At 57.7% G+C, this 14,983-nt stretch carries 12 protein-coding genes; 2 read left to right on the forward strand and 10 right to left on the reverse strand.

Going from position 1 to position 14,983, the window contains the following annotated elements; all coding sequences use genetic code 11:
* Window positions 1-25: 25 nt before the first annotated feature.
* The gene (locus G5574_RS12615) at window positions 26-1,234 is read right to left on the reverse strand and encodes an MFS transporter (protein WP_058701475.1); all 1,209 of its coding nucleotides are present in this window, start codon (window positions 1,232-1,234) and stop codon (window positions 26-28) included.
* A gap of 94 nt (window positions 1,235-1,328) precedes the next feature.
* On the opposite strand from G5574_RS12615, the gene G5574_RS12620 reads away from it, so the two are divergent.
* Window positions 1,329-2,261 (forward strand): LysR family transcriptional regulator, encoded by a 933-nt coding sequence (locus G5574_RS12620; protein WP_006121130.1) that lies wholly within the window; start codon window positions 1,329-1,331, stop codon window positions 2,259-2,261.
* Window positions 2,262-2,321: 60 nt separating this feature from the next.
* On the opposite strand, the gene G5574_RS12625 is transcribed toward G5574_RS12620, so the two are convergent.
* From G5574_RS12625 to G5574_RS12660, 8 genes are all read right to left on the reverse strand, one after another.
* Window positions 2,322-2,825, reverse strand: a complete 504-nt coding sequence (locus tag G5574_RS12625) for a TIGR00645 family protein (RefSeq protein ID WP_006121131.1) — start codon at window positions 2,823-2,825, stop codon at window positions 2,322-2,324.
* A gap of 54 nt (window positions 2,826-2,879) precedes the next feature.
* A complete protein-coding gene (gene kdpD, locus G5574_RS12630; protein WP_054632914.1) occupies window positions 2,880-5,555 on the reverse strand; it encodes a two-component system sensor histidine kinase KdpD in 2,676 nt (891 codons plus the stop codon).
* 13 nt (window positions 5,556-5,568) lie between these two features.
* A complete protein-coding gene (kdpC, locus tag G5574_RS12635; protein ID WP_164482708.1) occupies window positions 5,569-6,138 on the reverse strand; it encodes a potassium-transporting ATPase subunit KdpC in 570 nt (189 codons plus the stop codon).
* Window positions 6,139-6,148: 10 nt separating this feature from the next.
* The gene (kdpB, locus tag G5574_RS12640; RefSeq protein ID WP_054632913.1) at window positions 6,149-8,194 is read right to left on the reverse strand and encodes a potassium-transporting ATPase subunit KdpB; all 2,046 of its coding nucleotides are present in this window, start codon (window positions 8,192-8,194) and stop codon (window positions 6,149-6,151) included.
* 2 nt (window positions 8,195-8,196) lie between these two features.
* On the reverse strand, window positions 8,197-9,879 hold the full coding sequence (gene kdpA / locus G5574_RS12645; protein ID WP_164482709.1) for a potassium-transporting ATPase subunit KdpA: 1,683 nt from the start codon (window positions 9,877-9,879) through the stop codon (window positions 8,197-8,199).
* The gene (gene kdpF / locus G5574_RS12650; protein ID WP_033738296.1) at window positions 9,879-9,968 is read right to left on the reverse strand and encodes a K(+)-transporting ATPase subunit F; all 90 of its coding nucleotides are present in this window, start codon (window positions 9,966-9,968) and stop codon (window positions 9,879-9,881) included. The genes kdpA and kdpF overlap by 1 nt, the downstream gene beginning before the upstream one ends.
* A 111-nt stretch (window positions 9,969-10,079) precedes the next feature.
* Complete coding sequence (locus tag G5574_RS12655; RefSeq protein WP_039342807.1) at window positions 10,080-11,246, reverse strand: HD-GYP domain-containing protein; 1,167 nt, start codon at window positions 11,244-11,246, stop codon at window positions 10,080-10,082.
* A gap of 159 nt (window positions 11,247-11,405) precedes the next feature.
* Complete coding sequence (locus tag G5574_RS12660) at window positions 11,406-11,906, reverse strand: GNAT family N-acetyltransferase (protein ID WP_164482710.1); 501 nt, start codon at window positions 11,904-11,906, stop codon at window positions 11,406-11,408.
* Window positions 11,907-11,979: 73 nt separating this feature from the next.
* Here G5574_RS12660 and G5574_RS12665 point away from each other — a divergent pair, with 73 nt between their 5' ends.
* The gene (locus G5574_RS12665; RefSeq protein ID WP_164482711.1) at window positions 11,980-13,812 is read left to right on the forward strand and encodes an ABC transporter ATP-binding protein; all 1,833 of its coding nucleotides are present in this window, start codon (window positions 11,980-11,982) and stop codon (window positions 13,810-13,812) included.
* Here G5574_RS12665 and G5574_RS12670 read toward each other — a convergent pair.
* Complete coding sequence (locus G5574_RS12670; protein WP_058708213.1) at window positions 13,809-14,933, reverse strand: GNAT family N-acetyltransferase; 1,125 nt, start codon at window positions 14,931-14,933, stop codon at window positions 13,809-13,811. The genes G5574_RS12665 and G5574_RS12670 overlap by 4 nt on opposite strands.
* Between the last annotated feature and the right edge of the window lie 50 nt (window positions 14,934-14,983).

Genomic DNA, 14,983 nt, shown 5'->3' on the forward strand with positions numbered 1-14,983 from the left:
GCACATTTGCTGGCGGGCGGAAGAATCAGTCCCTGAGGTGACGACTGGCGAGGCGGATTAACAGGCTGACAGCGGCGGCAACGGTGGATAACACGACAACGCCATTCCAGCCCCAGTGCGCCAACGCCAGGCTACCCAGTGCCGCCCCGCTGGCCATACCGATAAACACCACGGTAAACAGCAGGGCATTTAGCCGGCTACGCGCCTCGGGAACCAGACCGTAAATCAATGTCTGATGGGCCACCAGGGTCGCCTGCACGCCTAAGTCAAAACCTATTGTGCTGATAATAATGACGGCCAGTTGAGCTGACAGCGGCAGGAAAGGCAGTAAAAACATCAGCGCGAAAGAGAGCGTCACCAGACCGGCACCAAACTGGGTGACGCGCGCCGGGCCAATACGATCCGCCACGTTCCCGGCCAGCGGCGCCGCCAGCGCGCCTGCCGCCCCCGCCAGGCCAAAAGCACCGGCAATGGCACTGTCAAAATGGAAGCGGTCGCTAAGCATGATCGCCAGTGTTGACCAGAACGCACTAAAACTCACGGAGAGCAGTCCCTGTGCCAGCGCCGCACGCCGCAGGGTTTGATGCGCACGCCATAAGTGCACCAGTGACAACAGCAGGCGGGGATAGCTTACCGACGTACCCGGCGTAAAGCGTGGCAGTACGCGCCACAGCGTCAGGCTGATCAGCAACACGGCCACAGCCGCAATCATGTACATGGTGCGCCAGCCAAAATACTCCGCCACCACACCGCTAACGACACGGGATAATAAAATGCCGACCAGTAAACCCGTCATCACCGTGCCAACCGTTTTACCCCGGCTGGCCACCGGGGCGAGCGCGGCCGACGCCGGAACAATGTCCTGCGCCACGGTCGCCGTCAGGCCAGTGATAAAACTGGCGATAAGCAGTGCGCTGATGCCGCCGGAAAAGCCGCACAGCAGAAGCGCCATGACTAGCAGTAACCCTTTGATTAAAATAATGGTGCGACGATCGTGGCGATCGCCGAGCGGGGCCAGCAGCAGGATCCCCAGCGCATAACCCGCCTGGGTTAACATGGGCACCATACCGACGCTGCCGACGCTTATCTGGAACTGCTTGCTGATGATGTCGAGCATGGGCTGACTGTAATAAATCGATGCCACGCTCAGACCCGCACCGGTTGCTAACGTAAAAACAAGGGGCGCAGGCAGGCGCTCAGTTGAATGCCGGTTCAGGTTGTGTACCACTGTCATAGTGAGATCCTCGAAAAAAGCGTGTGGCAAGTAAAGCCTGTTTTTGGCATACGCGGTAGACTGATAAAAAACAAAACGGTTATACGTGAGGCGCATGAGCAATTTCAGCAATAACGATCGTATCGCATTGATGCATACCTTTATTCGCATTGTCGAAAGCGGCAGTTTGTCTGCCGCCGCAGTGCAACTTGGCACAACGCAGCCCACTATCAGCCGTCGGTTGCAGGCGCTTGAGCACGGGCTCGGCGTGAAACTGATACTGCGCACGACGCACGCGCTCAAGCTCACCGATGATGGCGAACGCTGTTATGCACAGGCACGGCAACTGCTCGCCACCTGGCATGCGCTGGAAGACGATCTGACCGGCGCAGGCAGCGATCCCGTCGGGACACTGCGGGTACGCGCACCGCATGCATTTGGTCAGGATCAACTGGTCGCCCCGCTGGTGGACTTTATGCGCCGCTATCCCCGTTTACGCATAGAGTGGATGCTGAACGACAGAACACCCGATTTTGTGGCCGAGAACGTTGACTGCGCCATTCAGGTCGGCGCGCCTACCGATCCTTCGGTCGTGGCGGTGCTGCTGGCCGAAGTGCCGCGCATTGTTGTCGCGGCCCCTGAACTGCTCCGGCAGCATGCACCGATCACCCGGGTCGAACAGCTGGGCGCGTTGCCCTGGCTCGCGTTAACCAGCTTCTACCGTAACGAAATCGCGTTACAGCATCAGGACAAAGGTGAACCGGTGAATCTGCCGATCGCCCCTGTTTTAAGCAGCGACAGCCTCTATGCGGTACGCAAAGCTGCGCTGGCGGGCCTGGGGGCCGCCATCGTCTCGTCGTGGGTGATACAAGAGGATTTAGCAGAGGGCAGGCTGGTCCAGCTCATGCCGGAATGGCAGGCTCCGGCGTTACCGGTATGGCTGACCTATCCCTGGGCGAGCTATTATCCTGCCCGGCTGACTGCGTTTTTTGCCATGATCAAGGCGGTGTTGCCTCATCTGGCGGGGGCACGGCCGGCGTCAGGCTGACGCCGGCATCTCGCGGGAGAAGCGACGTCAGTCGCCGGCGCGGATAACGCGTGCCGTCGGTTACACGTTTTTCTTCTCTGCCCGCGACATGCTGTCCAACCAGCCCATCACAAAGGCCGACAAAACGAAGGTCAGATGGATGATCACGTACCACATCAGCTTATCGTTTTCGACATTGCGCGCGTCCATAAACACCCGCAGCAGGTGGATGGAGGAGATAGCCACAATCGACGCCGCCACTTTGTTTTTCAGCGAGCCGGAATCCATCTTACCCAGCCAGCTCAGCTTCTCTTTACCCTCATCAATATCGAGTTTGGAGACAAAGTTTTCATAGCCAGACAGCATCACCATCACGAGCAGCCCGCCGACCAGCGTCATGTCCACCAGTGACAGCAACAGCAGGATCAGATCGTTTTCTGCAATGCTAAAAATGTTGGGCAACAGGTGAACAATTTCCTGGAAAAATTTGATGGTCAGTGCCAGTAATCCCAGCGAAAGTCCAATGTAAACGGGAGCCAACAGCCAGCGCGATGCATACATCAGGTTTTCGGTAAAACGTTCCATAATTTCCCAGTCATAAGCAGTAAAGTCGCGCATTATAACCGATCATCTGTGAAGTTATTTCAGCCCTTCAGGAGAAATTTCAGGTGCGGGCGGCAAGGGTAAAGAAAGGCGGAAACAGGCCCCACCTTCCGGGCGATTTTCCGCCCAGATCTGACCGCCGTGACTCTCAATGATGGTTTTACAAATGGCCAGTCCCAGTCCGACGCCAGGCACGGCCGACTCTTTGTCGCCACGCGAAAACTTATCAAAAATACGGGTCATGTCCTGTTCCGCGATGCCCGGACCGCCATCCCAGACGGCAATTTCCAGGCGGGCATGATCACACCAGGCGCGGATCCCGCGCGGCGCGCAGTTACCGGCGTATTTGAGGCTGTTTTCGATCAGGTTGGTAAACACCCGCTCCAGCAAGGTGCTGTCTCCCTTAATCAGGACGATATCCGCAGGCAGATCGAGTTCGACCGCCTTTCCTTTCAGCGACGGTGCCATGCTACTGAGCGCCCCGCCGATCACCTCTTCGAGAGCCAGCCACTCTTCCCGTAAATTCAGACCGCCGGACTGAATACGCGCCATATCCAGCATATTGCTGACCAGACGAATCGTGCTCAGGGTCTGTTCGCGAATCTGGCTGGCCTGGGGCACATACTTTGAATTATCACTGGCCAGGTCGAGCATCAGCATTTCCGCCTGACCAAACAGCACGGTTAAGGGCGTGCGTAAATCGTGAGACAGCGCCGACAACAGGGCATTGCGTAACTGTTCACGCTCGGCGGCCAGCCGCGAAGCCGCTTCACTCTGCGACAGCGCCAGACGTTCCAGCGCGTTCGCAATCAGGACGGTGAAGGTTTCTAACAGCCGCTGCTGTTCGGGAATCATCAGCTGGCGCACGTTTTCTGGCTCGACGACCAACAGCCCGCGACAGGATTCTCCTACCTTCAGCGGCAGAATCTGGTAGGGCACGGCCGGTAACGTGTCTGTGCCTGCGCCGGCTGGCTGACCTTTGCTGTAGCTCCATTTGGCGATAGCCCAGTCCGGTTCATTTCCCGGCAGCGCGTTGCCCAGGGTTTGCAGCTCGCCCTGCTCATCCGGCAGCAGCAGCAGAGATCGGGCCTGCAATGTGGCGTCGAGCACGCGCTGACTGGTGGCCGCGATATCCTCGGGTGTCAGACCGCTGCCCAACGATTTAGCCATTTCATACAGTTGCCGGGTGCGCTGTTCGCGATAACGCGCGACGCGTGCCTGGTAGCGCACGCCCGCCGTCAGGTTACCCACGATCACGCCGACCGCCAGCATCACGCCAAAGGTCACCAGGTACTGTAAATCGGAGACGGCAATCGTGCCTTTCGGTGCCACAAAAAACAGATCAAAGGCAATAATGTTGATTACCGTGGCGATCACGGATGGCCATCGGCCATAACGCAGGGCCACGATCACCACCGCTAGCAGGTAGATCATCACGCAGTTGGCCGGATCAAAGCTGATCAGCACCGATTGTCCGGCGGCGGTGACCAGAATACACAGCACCAGCGCCATCATGACGCCGCGCAACTGCATGCGCCATTTGTCGCTGTTAACCCGGTCGCTGGCTAAAGGATGCGGCGCATCCTGCATGGGCTCATTGAGTGCCACTACCAGCAAATCCAGATCCGGGCCCAGTTGCCCCAGCCGCTCAGCAAAACTGTCGCGTCGCCAGCGTCGCACGGGACGCCGTCCGGTCACAATCTTGCCCAGATCGTGTTCCCGCGCGTAGCGCAGCACCGCCTGAGCGTCGTCGGGATCGGAGAGCGTTGCCGTTTCCGCGCCCATCTCCTGCGCCAGTTTGAGCGTCCGCAAAATGGCGCGGCGACGGGCCTCCGGTAAGCGGTTGAGGCGCGGCGTTTCAACATAGACAGCATGCCATTCGCTGCCGAGCCGGGCGGCCAGCCGTGCCGCCGTACGAACCAGTTTCTCGCTGCCCGTATCGTCTCCGATACAGAGCAAAATCGCGTCGCGCGTGTGCCAGACCTTGTCCCGTCCCTGGCTGTCGCGCCAGGCGCGCATCTGGTCGTCTACCCGATCGGCCGTGCGGCGCAGTGCCAGCTCACGAAGCGCAAACAGGTTACCTTTGCGGAAGAAATTTTCGATGGCCCGCTCGGCGCGATCGCCAATGTAGACCTTGCCCTCTTTCAGGCGTTGCCGGAGATCGTCAGGCGGCAGATCCACCAGCACCACTTCATCGGCGCTGTCAAAAAACGGGTCTGGTACGGTTTCACGCACCTGAATGCCGGTAACGCCGCCGACCACATCATTCAGGCTTTCCAGGTGCTGAACGTTCACTGTGGTCAGCACATCGATGCCCGCATCCAGCAGTTCTTCAATATCCTGCCAGCGTTTGGGATGTCGCGAGCCTTTCACGTTGGTATGAGCCAGTTCATCCATCAGGATGACCGCCGGATGACGTGCCAGCGCGGCATCCAGATCGAATTCAGCATGGCGGGATCGGCCGGTAGCGCGACGCGGCAACACCACCAGTCCGTTAAGAAGCTGGGCCGTTTCCGGCCGCTCGTGGGTTTCCACCACGCCGACCAGCACGTCGAGTCCCTGGGCACGGAGCCGCTGCGCCTCCTGCAGCATGGCGTAGGTTTTCCCTACCCCCGCACAGGCACCAAAATAGATCTTGAGCTTACCGCGATGGCTGTCACTGTTGGCCTGTAACAGCGCATCCGGATCGGGGCGCAGCGGTTCGTGATTCATAGCGTCCTTTTACTTATTTAAGATCGTTCAGCGCCAGATTGAGTTGCAGCACATTCACCGTGGGTTCGCCGATAAATGGGAGCAGCGGACGTTGGGTCAGGCTGTCCACCAGCGCATCCACTTTCGCCAGCGGCAACTGACGGGCCGCCGCCACGCGCGGTGCCTGCCACAGCGCTGCCTGTGGCGAAATCTCTGGATCAAGCCCACTGGCTGAACTGGTCACCAGATCCACCGGCACCGGCCCATTGGCCTGCGGATTGGCTGCATGTAACGCGGCAACGCGTTCAGCCACCGCTTTGTCGAGTGCCGGATTACTCGCGGCCAGGTTACTGCCACTGGATGCCAGGGGATTATACGGTTTGTCGCCGGTGGCAGAAGGACGGCCCCAAAACTCGCTAGGCTGGCTAAAAGCCTGCCCAATCAGTGCAGAGCCCCGTTCTTCACCTTCTACCTTTAACAGCGATCCGTTAGCCTGCCAGGGAAACAGCCACTGCGCCAACCCGGTCGTGAGCAAAGGATAAACTACGCCACATACAACCGTTAGCAGCAGCAGCAGAAAAATTGCCGGACGTAACTGACTCATTTTATTCTCCTCAGGCCATACCAAACAGCACAAGCAACATATCGATCGCTTTGATACCGATAAACGGCACCAGCAGTCCACCTAATCCATAAATCAGCAAATTACGGCGCAGCAGTGATGCGGCGCTTAATGGCCGGTAGCTCACGCCTTTTAAGGCCAGCGGAATCAGGAAGACGATTACCAGGGCATTAAAAATCACTGCCGACAGAATCGCGGAGGACGGTGAGTGCAGCTCCATCACGTTGAGCATATTGAGCTGAGGATACGTAGCCGCAAACGCCGCCGGAATAATGGCGAAGTATTTGGCTACGTCGTTGGCGATACTGAACGTGGTTAACGATCCGCGCGTCATCAACATCTGTTTACCGATATGGACCACTTCCAGCAGCTTGGTCGGGTTGGAATCCAGATCGACCATGTTGCCTGCCTCTTTTGCGGCCTGCGTCCCCGAGTTCATCGCGACCGCGACATCGGCCTGCGCCAGCGCAGGCGCATCGTTGGTGCCGTCACCGGTCATCGCCACCAGGCGGCCTTCGGCCTGATACTGACGGATCAGCGCCAGTTTGGCTTCGGGTGTCGCTTCCGACAAAAAGTCATCCACGCCCGCTTCGGCTGCAATCGCGGCGGCGGTCAGCGGGTTATCACCGGTAATCATCACGGTTTTAATGCCCATTTTGCGCAGTTCGGCAAAGCGCTCTTTGATCCCGCCCTTGACGATATCTTTCAGCGCGACCACGCCCAGCACTTTCGGGCCTTCAGCGACCACCAGCGGGGTGCCGCCCGCACGGGCAACCTCTTCCACCCGGGCGTTTACTTCTGCCGGGAACGCACCGTGACTGGCTTCAATATGACGGCGCACCGCATCGACCGCCCCTTTACGAATCAGGCGGTTCTGCACGTTCACACCGCTCATGCGCGTCTGGGCTGAGAAGGGAATAAAACTGGCTCCCATGCTGCTCAGGTCCCGCTCACGCAGATTAAATTTTTGCTTCGCCAGGACCACGATACTGCGACCTTCCGGCGTTTCATCCGCCAGCGAGGCCAACTGGGCGGCATCGGCAAGCTGTTCTTCTGTGACGCCGGGGGCCGGTAAAAACTGGGTCGCCTGGCGGTTACCCAGTGTGATGGTGCCGGTTTTGTCCAGCATCAGCACGTCCACATCCCCGGCCGCTTCGACAGCACGACCGCTGGTGGCAATCACGTTTGCCCCCAGCATTCGGCTCATCCCCGCGACGCCGATGGCGGAGAGTAAACCACCAATCGTGGTAGGGATCAGGCACACCAGTAACGCAACCAGCACGGTGATGGTCACCGGCGTACCGCCCCAGGCGGAGAACGGCCACAGCGTGACGGTAGCTAACAGAAACACAATCGTCAGGGACACCAGCAGAATCGTCAGGGCGATTTCATTGGGCGTTTTACGGCGCTGTGCGCCTTCCACCATCGCGATCATGCGATCCAGGAAGGTTTCGCCGGGGTTTGCACTACAGGTGATGACCAGCCAGTCGGACAGAATACGCGTCCCGCCGGTTACCGAGGCAAAGTCACCGCCCGATTCACGAATCACCGGTGCGGATTCCCCGGTGATGGCACTTTCATCAACCGATGCGCCCCCTTCGACCACCTCACCATCGCACGGGATAACGTCACCCGCTTCCACTAATACCGCATCCCCTTTGCGCAGCTCATCGGCCGCAATCTGCTGCCATTTTGCTCCGTAATGCGCAGCCGACAGTTTTTTCGCAAAGCTGGTTTTTTTGACGCCTTTCAGGCTGTTCGCCTGGGCTTTACTGCGCCCTTCGGCCAGCGCTTCTGCCATGTTCGCAAACAGCACGGTAAACCACAGCCAGACAGACACCGCGCCGGTAAAACTGGCGCTGCCGGTCTGATAGCCAGTAGACATCAGCACCGCCAGTACCGTGGTCAGGAGACTGCCCAGGTAGACGACAAACATCACCGGATTACGAAACTGAACGCGTGGGTCGAGTTTTTTCACGGCATCGATTGCTGAAGTGCGCAAGAGCGCTGCGTCAAACACCTGTTGTTGACGACTCATGATTAATGTCCCTGAATAAGTTGCAGATGCTCGGCTACCGGACCCAGAGCCAGAGCGGGGATAAAGGTCAGTGCGCCCACCAGCAGGACGGTGCCCACCAACAACGCGATAAACAGCGGACCATGCGTTGGCAGCGTCCCGTTACCGACCGGCTGAATTTTTTTACCGGCCATAGAACCGGCAATCGCCATTACCGGCAGGATGATGCCAAAGCGCCCCAGGAACATGCAGATGGCCAGCAAAACGTTCCAGAACGGCGTGTTCGCGCTCAGACCGGCAAAGGCACTGCCGTTGTTGTTGGCGGCCGACGATACGGCGTATAACACTTCACTGAAGCCGTGGGTGCCTGGGTTAGCCATACCGGCCCGGCCAGCATCGGTCATCATGGCGATGGCTGTACCGATCAGCACCAGAGCGGGCGTCACCAGAATGGCGAGGGCGGTCATTTTCATTTCCCAGACTTCGATTTTCTTGCCGAGAAACTCGGGAGTACGGCCAATCATCAGTCCGGCGATAAACACCGCCAGCAACACGAACAGCAACATCCCATACAGGCCCGCACCGACACCGCCGAAGATCACTTCGCCCAGTTGCATCAGCAGCATAGGTACCATACCGCCCAGGGCCGTGAACGAGTCATGCATCGCATTCACCGCACCACAGGACGCGGCGGTCGTGATAACCGCAAACAGGCTGGAATTGAGAATGCCAAAGCGCGTTTCTTTTCCTTCCATATTGATGGCACTGTCCGCGCCCAGTGTCAGGAAGTGCGGATTCCCGTTCACTTCAGCCCACATCACGAAGGCCGCCGCCACAACAAACATCAGCGTCATTGACCACAGCAGCATGTTGCCCTGACGACGGTCTTTCACACATTCGCCAAAGGCAAAGCACAGCGCGGCCGGTATCAGGAAGATACTGAGCATCTGCACGAAGTTGGTCAACGCGGTGGGGTTTTCAAACGGGTGAGCAGAGTTCGCGTTAAAAAAGCCGCCGCCGTTGGTGCCCAGCATTTTGATGGCTTCCTGCGAGGCCACCGGGCCCATTGCCAGCGTTTGCTGCGCCCCATCCAGGCCGGTAATCGTCTGATAAGGCAGGACGTTCTGAATGCTGCCCTGGCTGACAAAAAACAGCGCCATCAGCAGACTGACGGGCAATAACACGTAAAGCGTCACGCGCGTCAGATCGCGCCAGGCGTTACCCAGGGTTGCAATCGAGCGATTCGCAAAGCCCCGAATCAGGGCAAAGGCGACAGCGATACCGGTCGCGGCAGAGAAAAAGTTCTGCACGGTCAGGCCCACCATCTGGCTGAAATAGCTCAGGGTGCTTTCGCCTGAATAAGCTTGCCAGTTGGTGTTAGTGACGAAGCTAATCGCGGTGTTAAGCGCCAGATCCCAGCTCAAGGCCGGAAAATGTTGTGGATTGAGCGGGAGCTTGTCCTGAAGCAGCAGTACAGCCAGCAGAAGGATCAGGCCGAACAGGTTGAACAGCACAATGGCCAGCAGGTATTGCGGCCAGCGCATATCGCCTTGCTGTACCCCGGCGACGCGCCAAAACAGCGCTTCGGCACGGGTAAAAAGGGGTTTGTCCGCCACCAGCGCTGCCAGACCACGTCCCAGCGGCTGTGCCAACACCATCAGCACCAGCAGATACACCGCGATCAGTAAAAATGCATTGGCCGCCATCAGAAGGCCTCCGCATTCAACAGGGCATACACTAAATAGCCCAGCAACAACACGACCAGCACAATGCCGGTTATCACGCCTGCACTCACAGCAACCTCCAGAGGTTTGGATTTGCTGAATAGCTTGCGCTGAGTCACATAAAGAAAGGGTTAAAAAGCACTGGCACGCTGTAAAAAAGGTATAAAAATGGCGACGTTGGCTCAGGCAACGTCCAGCAACCAGACCCGGTTGAGGTCGATCGTTGGCCAGGCCGCGAGACTCTCCGAGCAGACAATGCTGTCCGTGCAAAAACTGTCCCCCAGATCGACCACTTCTGGTCTGACGGGGCGCTTAGCGTGCAACGACCAGAAAACATGTACGCGCGGCTTCTGAAGCGATTGTTCGCCCGCCTTGACCACCAGTGCAATACGTCCCGATGCCAGCCGCACCAGCGACCCCACCGGATACAGACCGATTGTCGTAACGAACGCATGCAGCAGCGTTGTGTCAAAATGCCCGCGCCAGGCCAGCATCGACTGTAAAGCCTGTGCGGGTGTCCAGCCCTCGCGGTAAGGACGCGTTGAGGTCAGGGCATCGTACACATCACAAATGGTGGCCATACGGGAATAGACACTAATCTCATGGCCTTTATGGCGGTAGGGATAACCGCTGCCGTCATATTTTTCATGATGATGCAGGGCAATATCGACCAGGTCATCCCCTGCGTTCGCTTCCATCAGCATCTGTGCACCCGCTATCGGATGCTCGCACATGATGGCAAACTCGTCGTCGCTCAGCTTATCCGGTTTATTCAGGATACTGAGCGGTACGGCCGCTTTGCCAATGTCATGTAACAACCCTCCCATGCCAACGCGCTGAAGTTGATGCGCATCCAGGCCGAGCTTTTTACCCAAGGCGATCATCAAGCCGCAGACCGCCATGGAGTGCAGGTAGGTGTAATTATCGTGATCTTTCAGTTGTGCCACGCGCAGAAGTGCGCTGGGCTCGCGCTCAATCGAACCGGCTATTTTATCCACAATATCAATCATACTGCTCAGATCGAGGCCGCAACCCATTCGCGCTTCGTTAAACAGCGCCAGGACCTTGATTTTGCCTTGTTCAAACAGCTGCTGTGCCTGTTCACGTTCCTGCGTAAAGGGAGCCTGCTGGCAGGGTGCGGTATGGACTGGCTCAGGAGGTGGTGATGAAATCGATTTCTCTTCATCAATCCATAACCGCTGAATACCTTCACGCCGGAACATCGCAACCTGCTGCGGATCGGTGATCAGCATCTGATTACGAATACGTTTGTCTTTAAACCACCAGACCTCAAGTTTGTGGACGAACATGCCCGTTTTCAGTTCGTCGATCGTTATTAGTTTTATCACAATCGCCCTCCAGAGCATCAGTGGGTGATACCGTCATATCGGCAGGCGATGGGTTTTATGCAGGGCATTTTGTGCGAACTGTGGCACAGAACAACGTTTAAACATGTTGCGCGACTTTTGACCTTAACGCCGCGCGCAAAAACGGGCAATGCGCGGTCGTTACGCCACGTTGAGCAGTTTGGCCATCATCACCACATCATGAAGTTTACCTTCACGTAAGGATGCCTGACGACGCACCCCTTCGCGCTCAAAACCCAGCCTTTCATACAGCGCCAGCGCCCGATGGTTGTCATGAAACACCTCAAGCTCCATGCGGGAGATGCCCAGCCAGTTACGTGCATAATCCATTGCCGTGCGGATCAACAGCTCGCCAATGCCGCGCCCTGAGAACGCCGGATTGACACCGATGCCGAAGCTGATGCAGTGACGCGTACGCGGATTATGATTTGTAAACAAGGTCAGCTCACCAACCATTTCGCCGTCTACTTCGGCAACAAAATTGATGAAGCCCTCGGCATCCATTTTTGCGAATTTCTTTTCCCAGGTGGCGACGCTGGGAAACGGCAATTGCAGCGTCCAGGGGAACACCGCCGGATGGCCGTAAAGCCGTTGGTAAGCCGCTGCATCATGCGGTTCACGGCCGCGCAGAGTGATATCCATAGAGAATCCTTTTTTTAATCGGGCGTACACATGCACTAAGCTGTAATTCTTATCGAACGGAAAGAGTAACTGTATGTTGTATCGTCGTTTCGAACGTTTTATCAATATTTTTCAGGATGCCCCCACCGATATGCCGCCCTCACGGGTCTGGCCTTTTTATTTTTACTACCTGCGCCAGGTGTGGCCGAGCTTCGCCGCACTGCTGGTGGTGGGGCTGGTGGGCGCGCTCATTGAGGTGGCGCTGTTCAGTTATCTGAGCCGCATCATTGATCTGGTTAACCATTCCACCCCGGCTACGCTGTTCCACGATAACTGGCCAACCTTACTCTGGATGGGCTGCGTCGCCCTGATACTGCGGCCGGTGTTTATTGCGCTGCACGATATGCTGGTTCACCAGAGCATTAATCCCGGCATGACCAGCATGATTCGCTGGCAGCACCACAACTACGTTCTGCGTCAGAGCATGAATTTTTTCCAGAACGATTTTGCGGGCCGGATTGCGCAGCGCATTTTGCAAACCGGCAACTCGCTCCGCGATTCTGCGGTGCAGTTGGTCGATGCCATCTGGCATGTGCTGATCTACGCCGCGACGGCGCTGGTGCTGTTCGCCGAAGCGGACTGGCGTTTGATGATTCCGCTCATTATCTGGATTGTGCTTTACAGCGCGGCGCTGCGCTATTTTGTGCCGCGCGTAAAGGCCCGTTCCGTGGTGTCCTCAGAAGCGCGCTCGAAACTCATGGGCACGATTGTGGATGGTTACACCAATATCGCTACCATCAAGCTGTTCGCCCATAGCGACCTGGAGCGGCAGTACGCACGTGAGGCGATTCAGGAGCAGACAGACAAAACGCAGCAGGCTAACCGCATGGTAACCAGCATGGATTTGACGCTGTCGACGCTGAACGGCGTTCTGATTGTCGCCACGTCCGGCCTGGCGCTGTGGCTGTGGAGCGCATCGCTGATTAGCGTCGGTGCCATTGCCCTGGCGACCGGCCTGGTTATCCGTCTGGTTAATATGTCCGGTTGGGTGATGTGGGTGGTGAACGGCATTTTTGAAAATATCGGCATGGTGCAGGACGGACTGAACACCATTTCCCAACCGCTTAGCGTGCAGGATGCGCCCCAGGCGAAACAGCTCAGAGTGACGCAGGGGGAGATTCGCTTCGACAACATCCGTTTTAACTATGGTGGCGAGCGGCAGGTGATTAATGGCCTGAACCTGACCATTAAACCGGGGGAAAAGATTGGCCTGATTGGACCTTCCGGTGCCGGAAAATCGACGCTGGTCAATCTGCTGTTGCGTCTTTACGACCTGAACGGCGGGCGCATCCTGATTGACGGTCAGTGTATTGCCGAGGTGACGCAGGAAAGCCTGCGCAGCCAGATTGGAATGATCACCCAGGATACCTCGCTGCTGCACCGCTCTATCCGCGAAAATCTGCTCTATGGCCGGCCCCATGCCAGCGAGGAAGAACTGCAACTGGCTATCCGTCGCGCCCGCGCCGACGAATTTATCCCGCAGCTGTCGGATTCACAGGGCCGGACGGGGCTGGATGCGCATGTCGGTGAGCGCGGCGTAAAACTATCTGGCGGGCAGCGTCAGCGTATAGCCATTGCGCGCGTGTTGCTGAAAGACGCGCCGGTTCTGATCATGGATGAAGCCACTTCCGCCCTTGATTCAGAGGTGGAAGCGGCGATTCAGGAAAGCCTGGAGTCGCTGATGCAGGGTAAAACGGTGATTGCCATCGCTCACCGTCTGTCCACCATTGCAAAAATGGACCGGCTGGTGGTGCTGGAACACGGCCAGATTGTCGAAATCGGTAGCCACCAGGAACTGCTGGCACAAAATGGCCTGTATGCCCGGCTCTGGCAACACCAGACCGGCGGGTTTGTCGGGGCGGACTAGTCGCCGCGTCGGTAGGGCAAGGCGTCCCGGGCTTCCTCGGCCCACAGGTGAACGCCCTGCCGCTCCTGCTGCAAAAAATCGTCAACGGCGGCGCGCAGGCCGGGATGACACAGGTAGTGCCAGGAGTGGGTAATCTGCGGTTCGAAACCACGCACCAGCTTGTGTTCGCCCTGCGCGCCCGCATCGAAGCGTTGCAGGCCTTCGGCGATGGCGAAATCCATCCCCTGATAAAAACAGGTTTCGAAGTGAAGCTGGTTAAATTCCGCCAGGCAGCCCCAGTAGCGGCCATACAGGCTTTCCCCGTCTTTAAGGTAAAAAGCCATCGCTGCGGGCTGCTGCTGCAAACGGGCAATGACGACGCGAATGTTTTCCGGCAGACGCGCGGCCAGTAAGCTAAAAAAGGCACGCGTCAGATAAGGACGCTGACCACGCACCGCGTACGTGTTGGCATAGCAGGTGTACACAAAATCCCATTGATCTTCACGCAGTTGATCGCCGCGATACCAGTCAAATTCAAAGCCGTTCAGGGCGACCTGCTCCCGTTCCTTGCGCAGCTGTTTGCGCTTGCGTGACATCAACGTATCCAGAAAGTCCTGGAAGTCGCGATAGCCGCGATTGTGCCAGTGATACTGGCAGCCCAGCCGCGCCAGCCAGTCGGGTTGTTCCGCCAGCAGCGCGTTAGCGTGAGAGTCGGTGAAATTGATATGCGCGCCACTCAACGTCTGGCGCTCCAGCCAGTCTGGCAGCCTCGACAGCAGACGGATAGCGGCATCGGATTTGCCCAGCACGCGCGCGCCCGTTACCGGGCTGAAGGGAATGGCACCGAGCCATTTCGGATAGTAAGCGATACCGGCTCGCTGACAGGCATCGGCCCAGGCGTGATCGAACACGTATTCACCCTGTGAATGGCTTTTTTGGTAGCCGGGTAGCGCGGCGCAGAGTTCACCCTGCTCACGCCAGACCAGATGGGCTGGCTGCCAGCCCCGTGCCGGCCTGACGCTGCCGCTGTCTTCAAGGCTCAGCAAAAAGGCATGGCGCAAAAAAGGCTGATCATCAGGCAGCAGCGCATCCCATTCAGCGGCGGGAATGTCGGATAACGTGCTCAGGGTAAACAACGACATGCATAACTCCAGACGGCAAGCGGTGACGTTTCAGTCAAGCAGGTTTTACG

Origin of the sequence: Pantoea stewartii (assembly GCF_011044475.1) — a bacterium.
Classification (GTDB): Bacteria; Pseudomonadota; Gammaproteobacteria; order Enterobacterales; family Enterobacteriaceae; genus Pantoea; species Pantoea stewartii.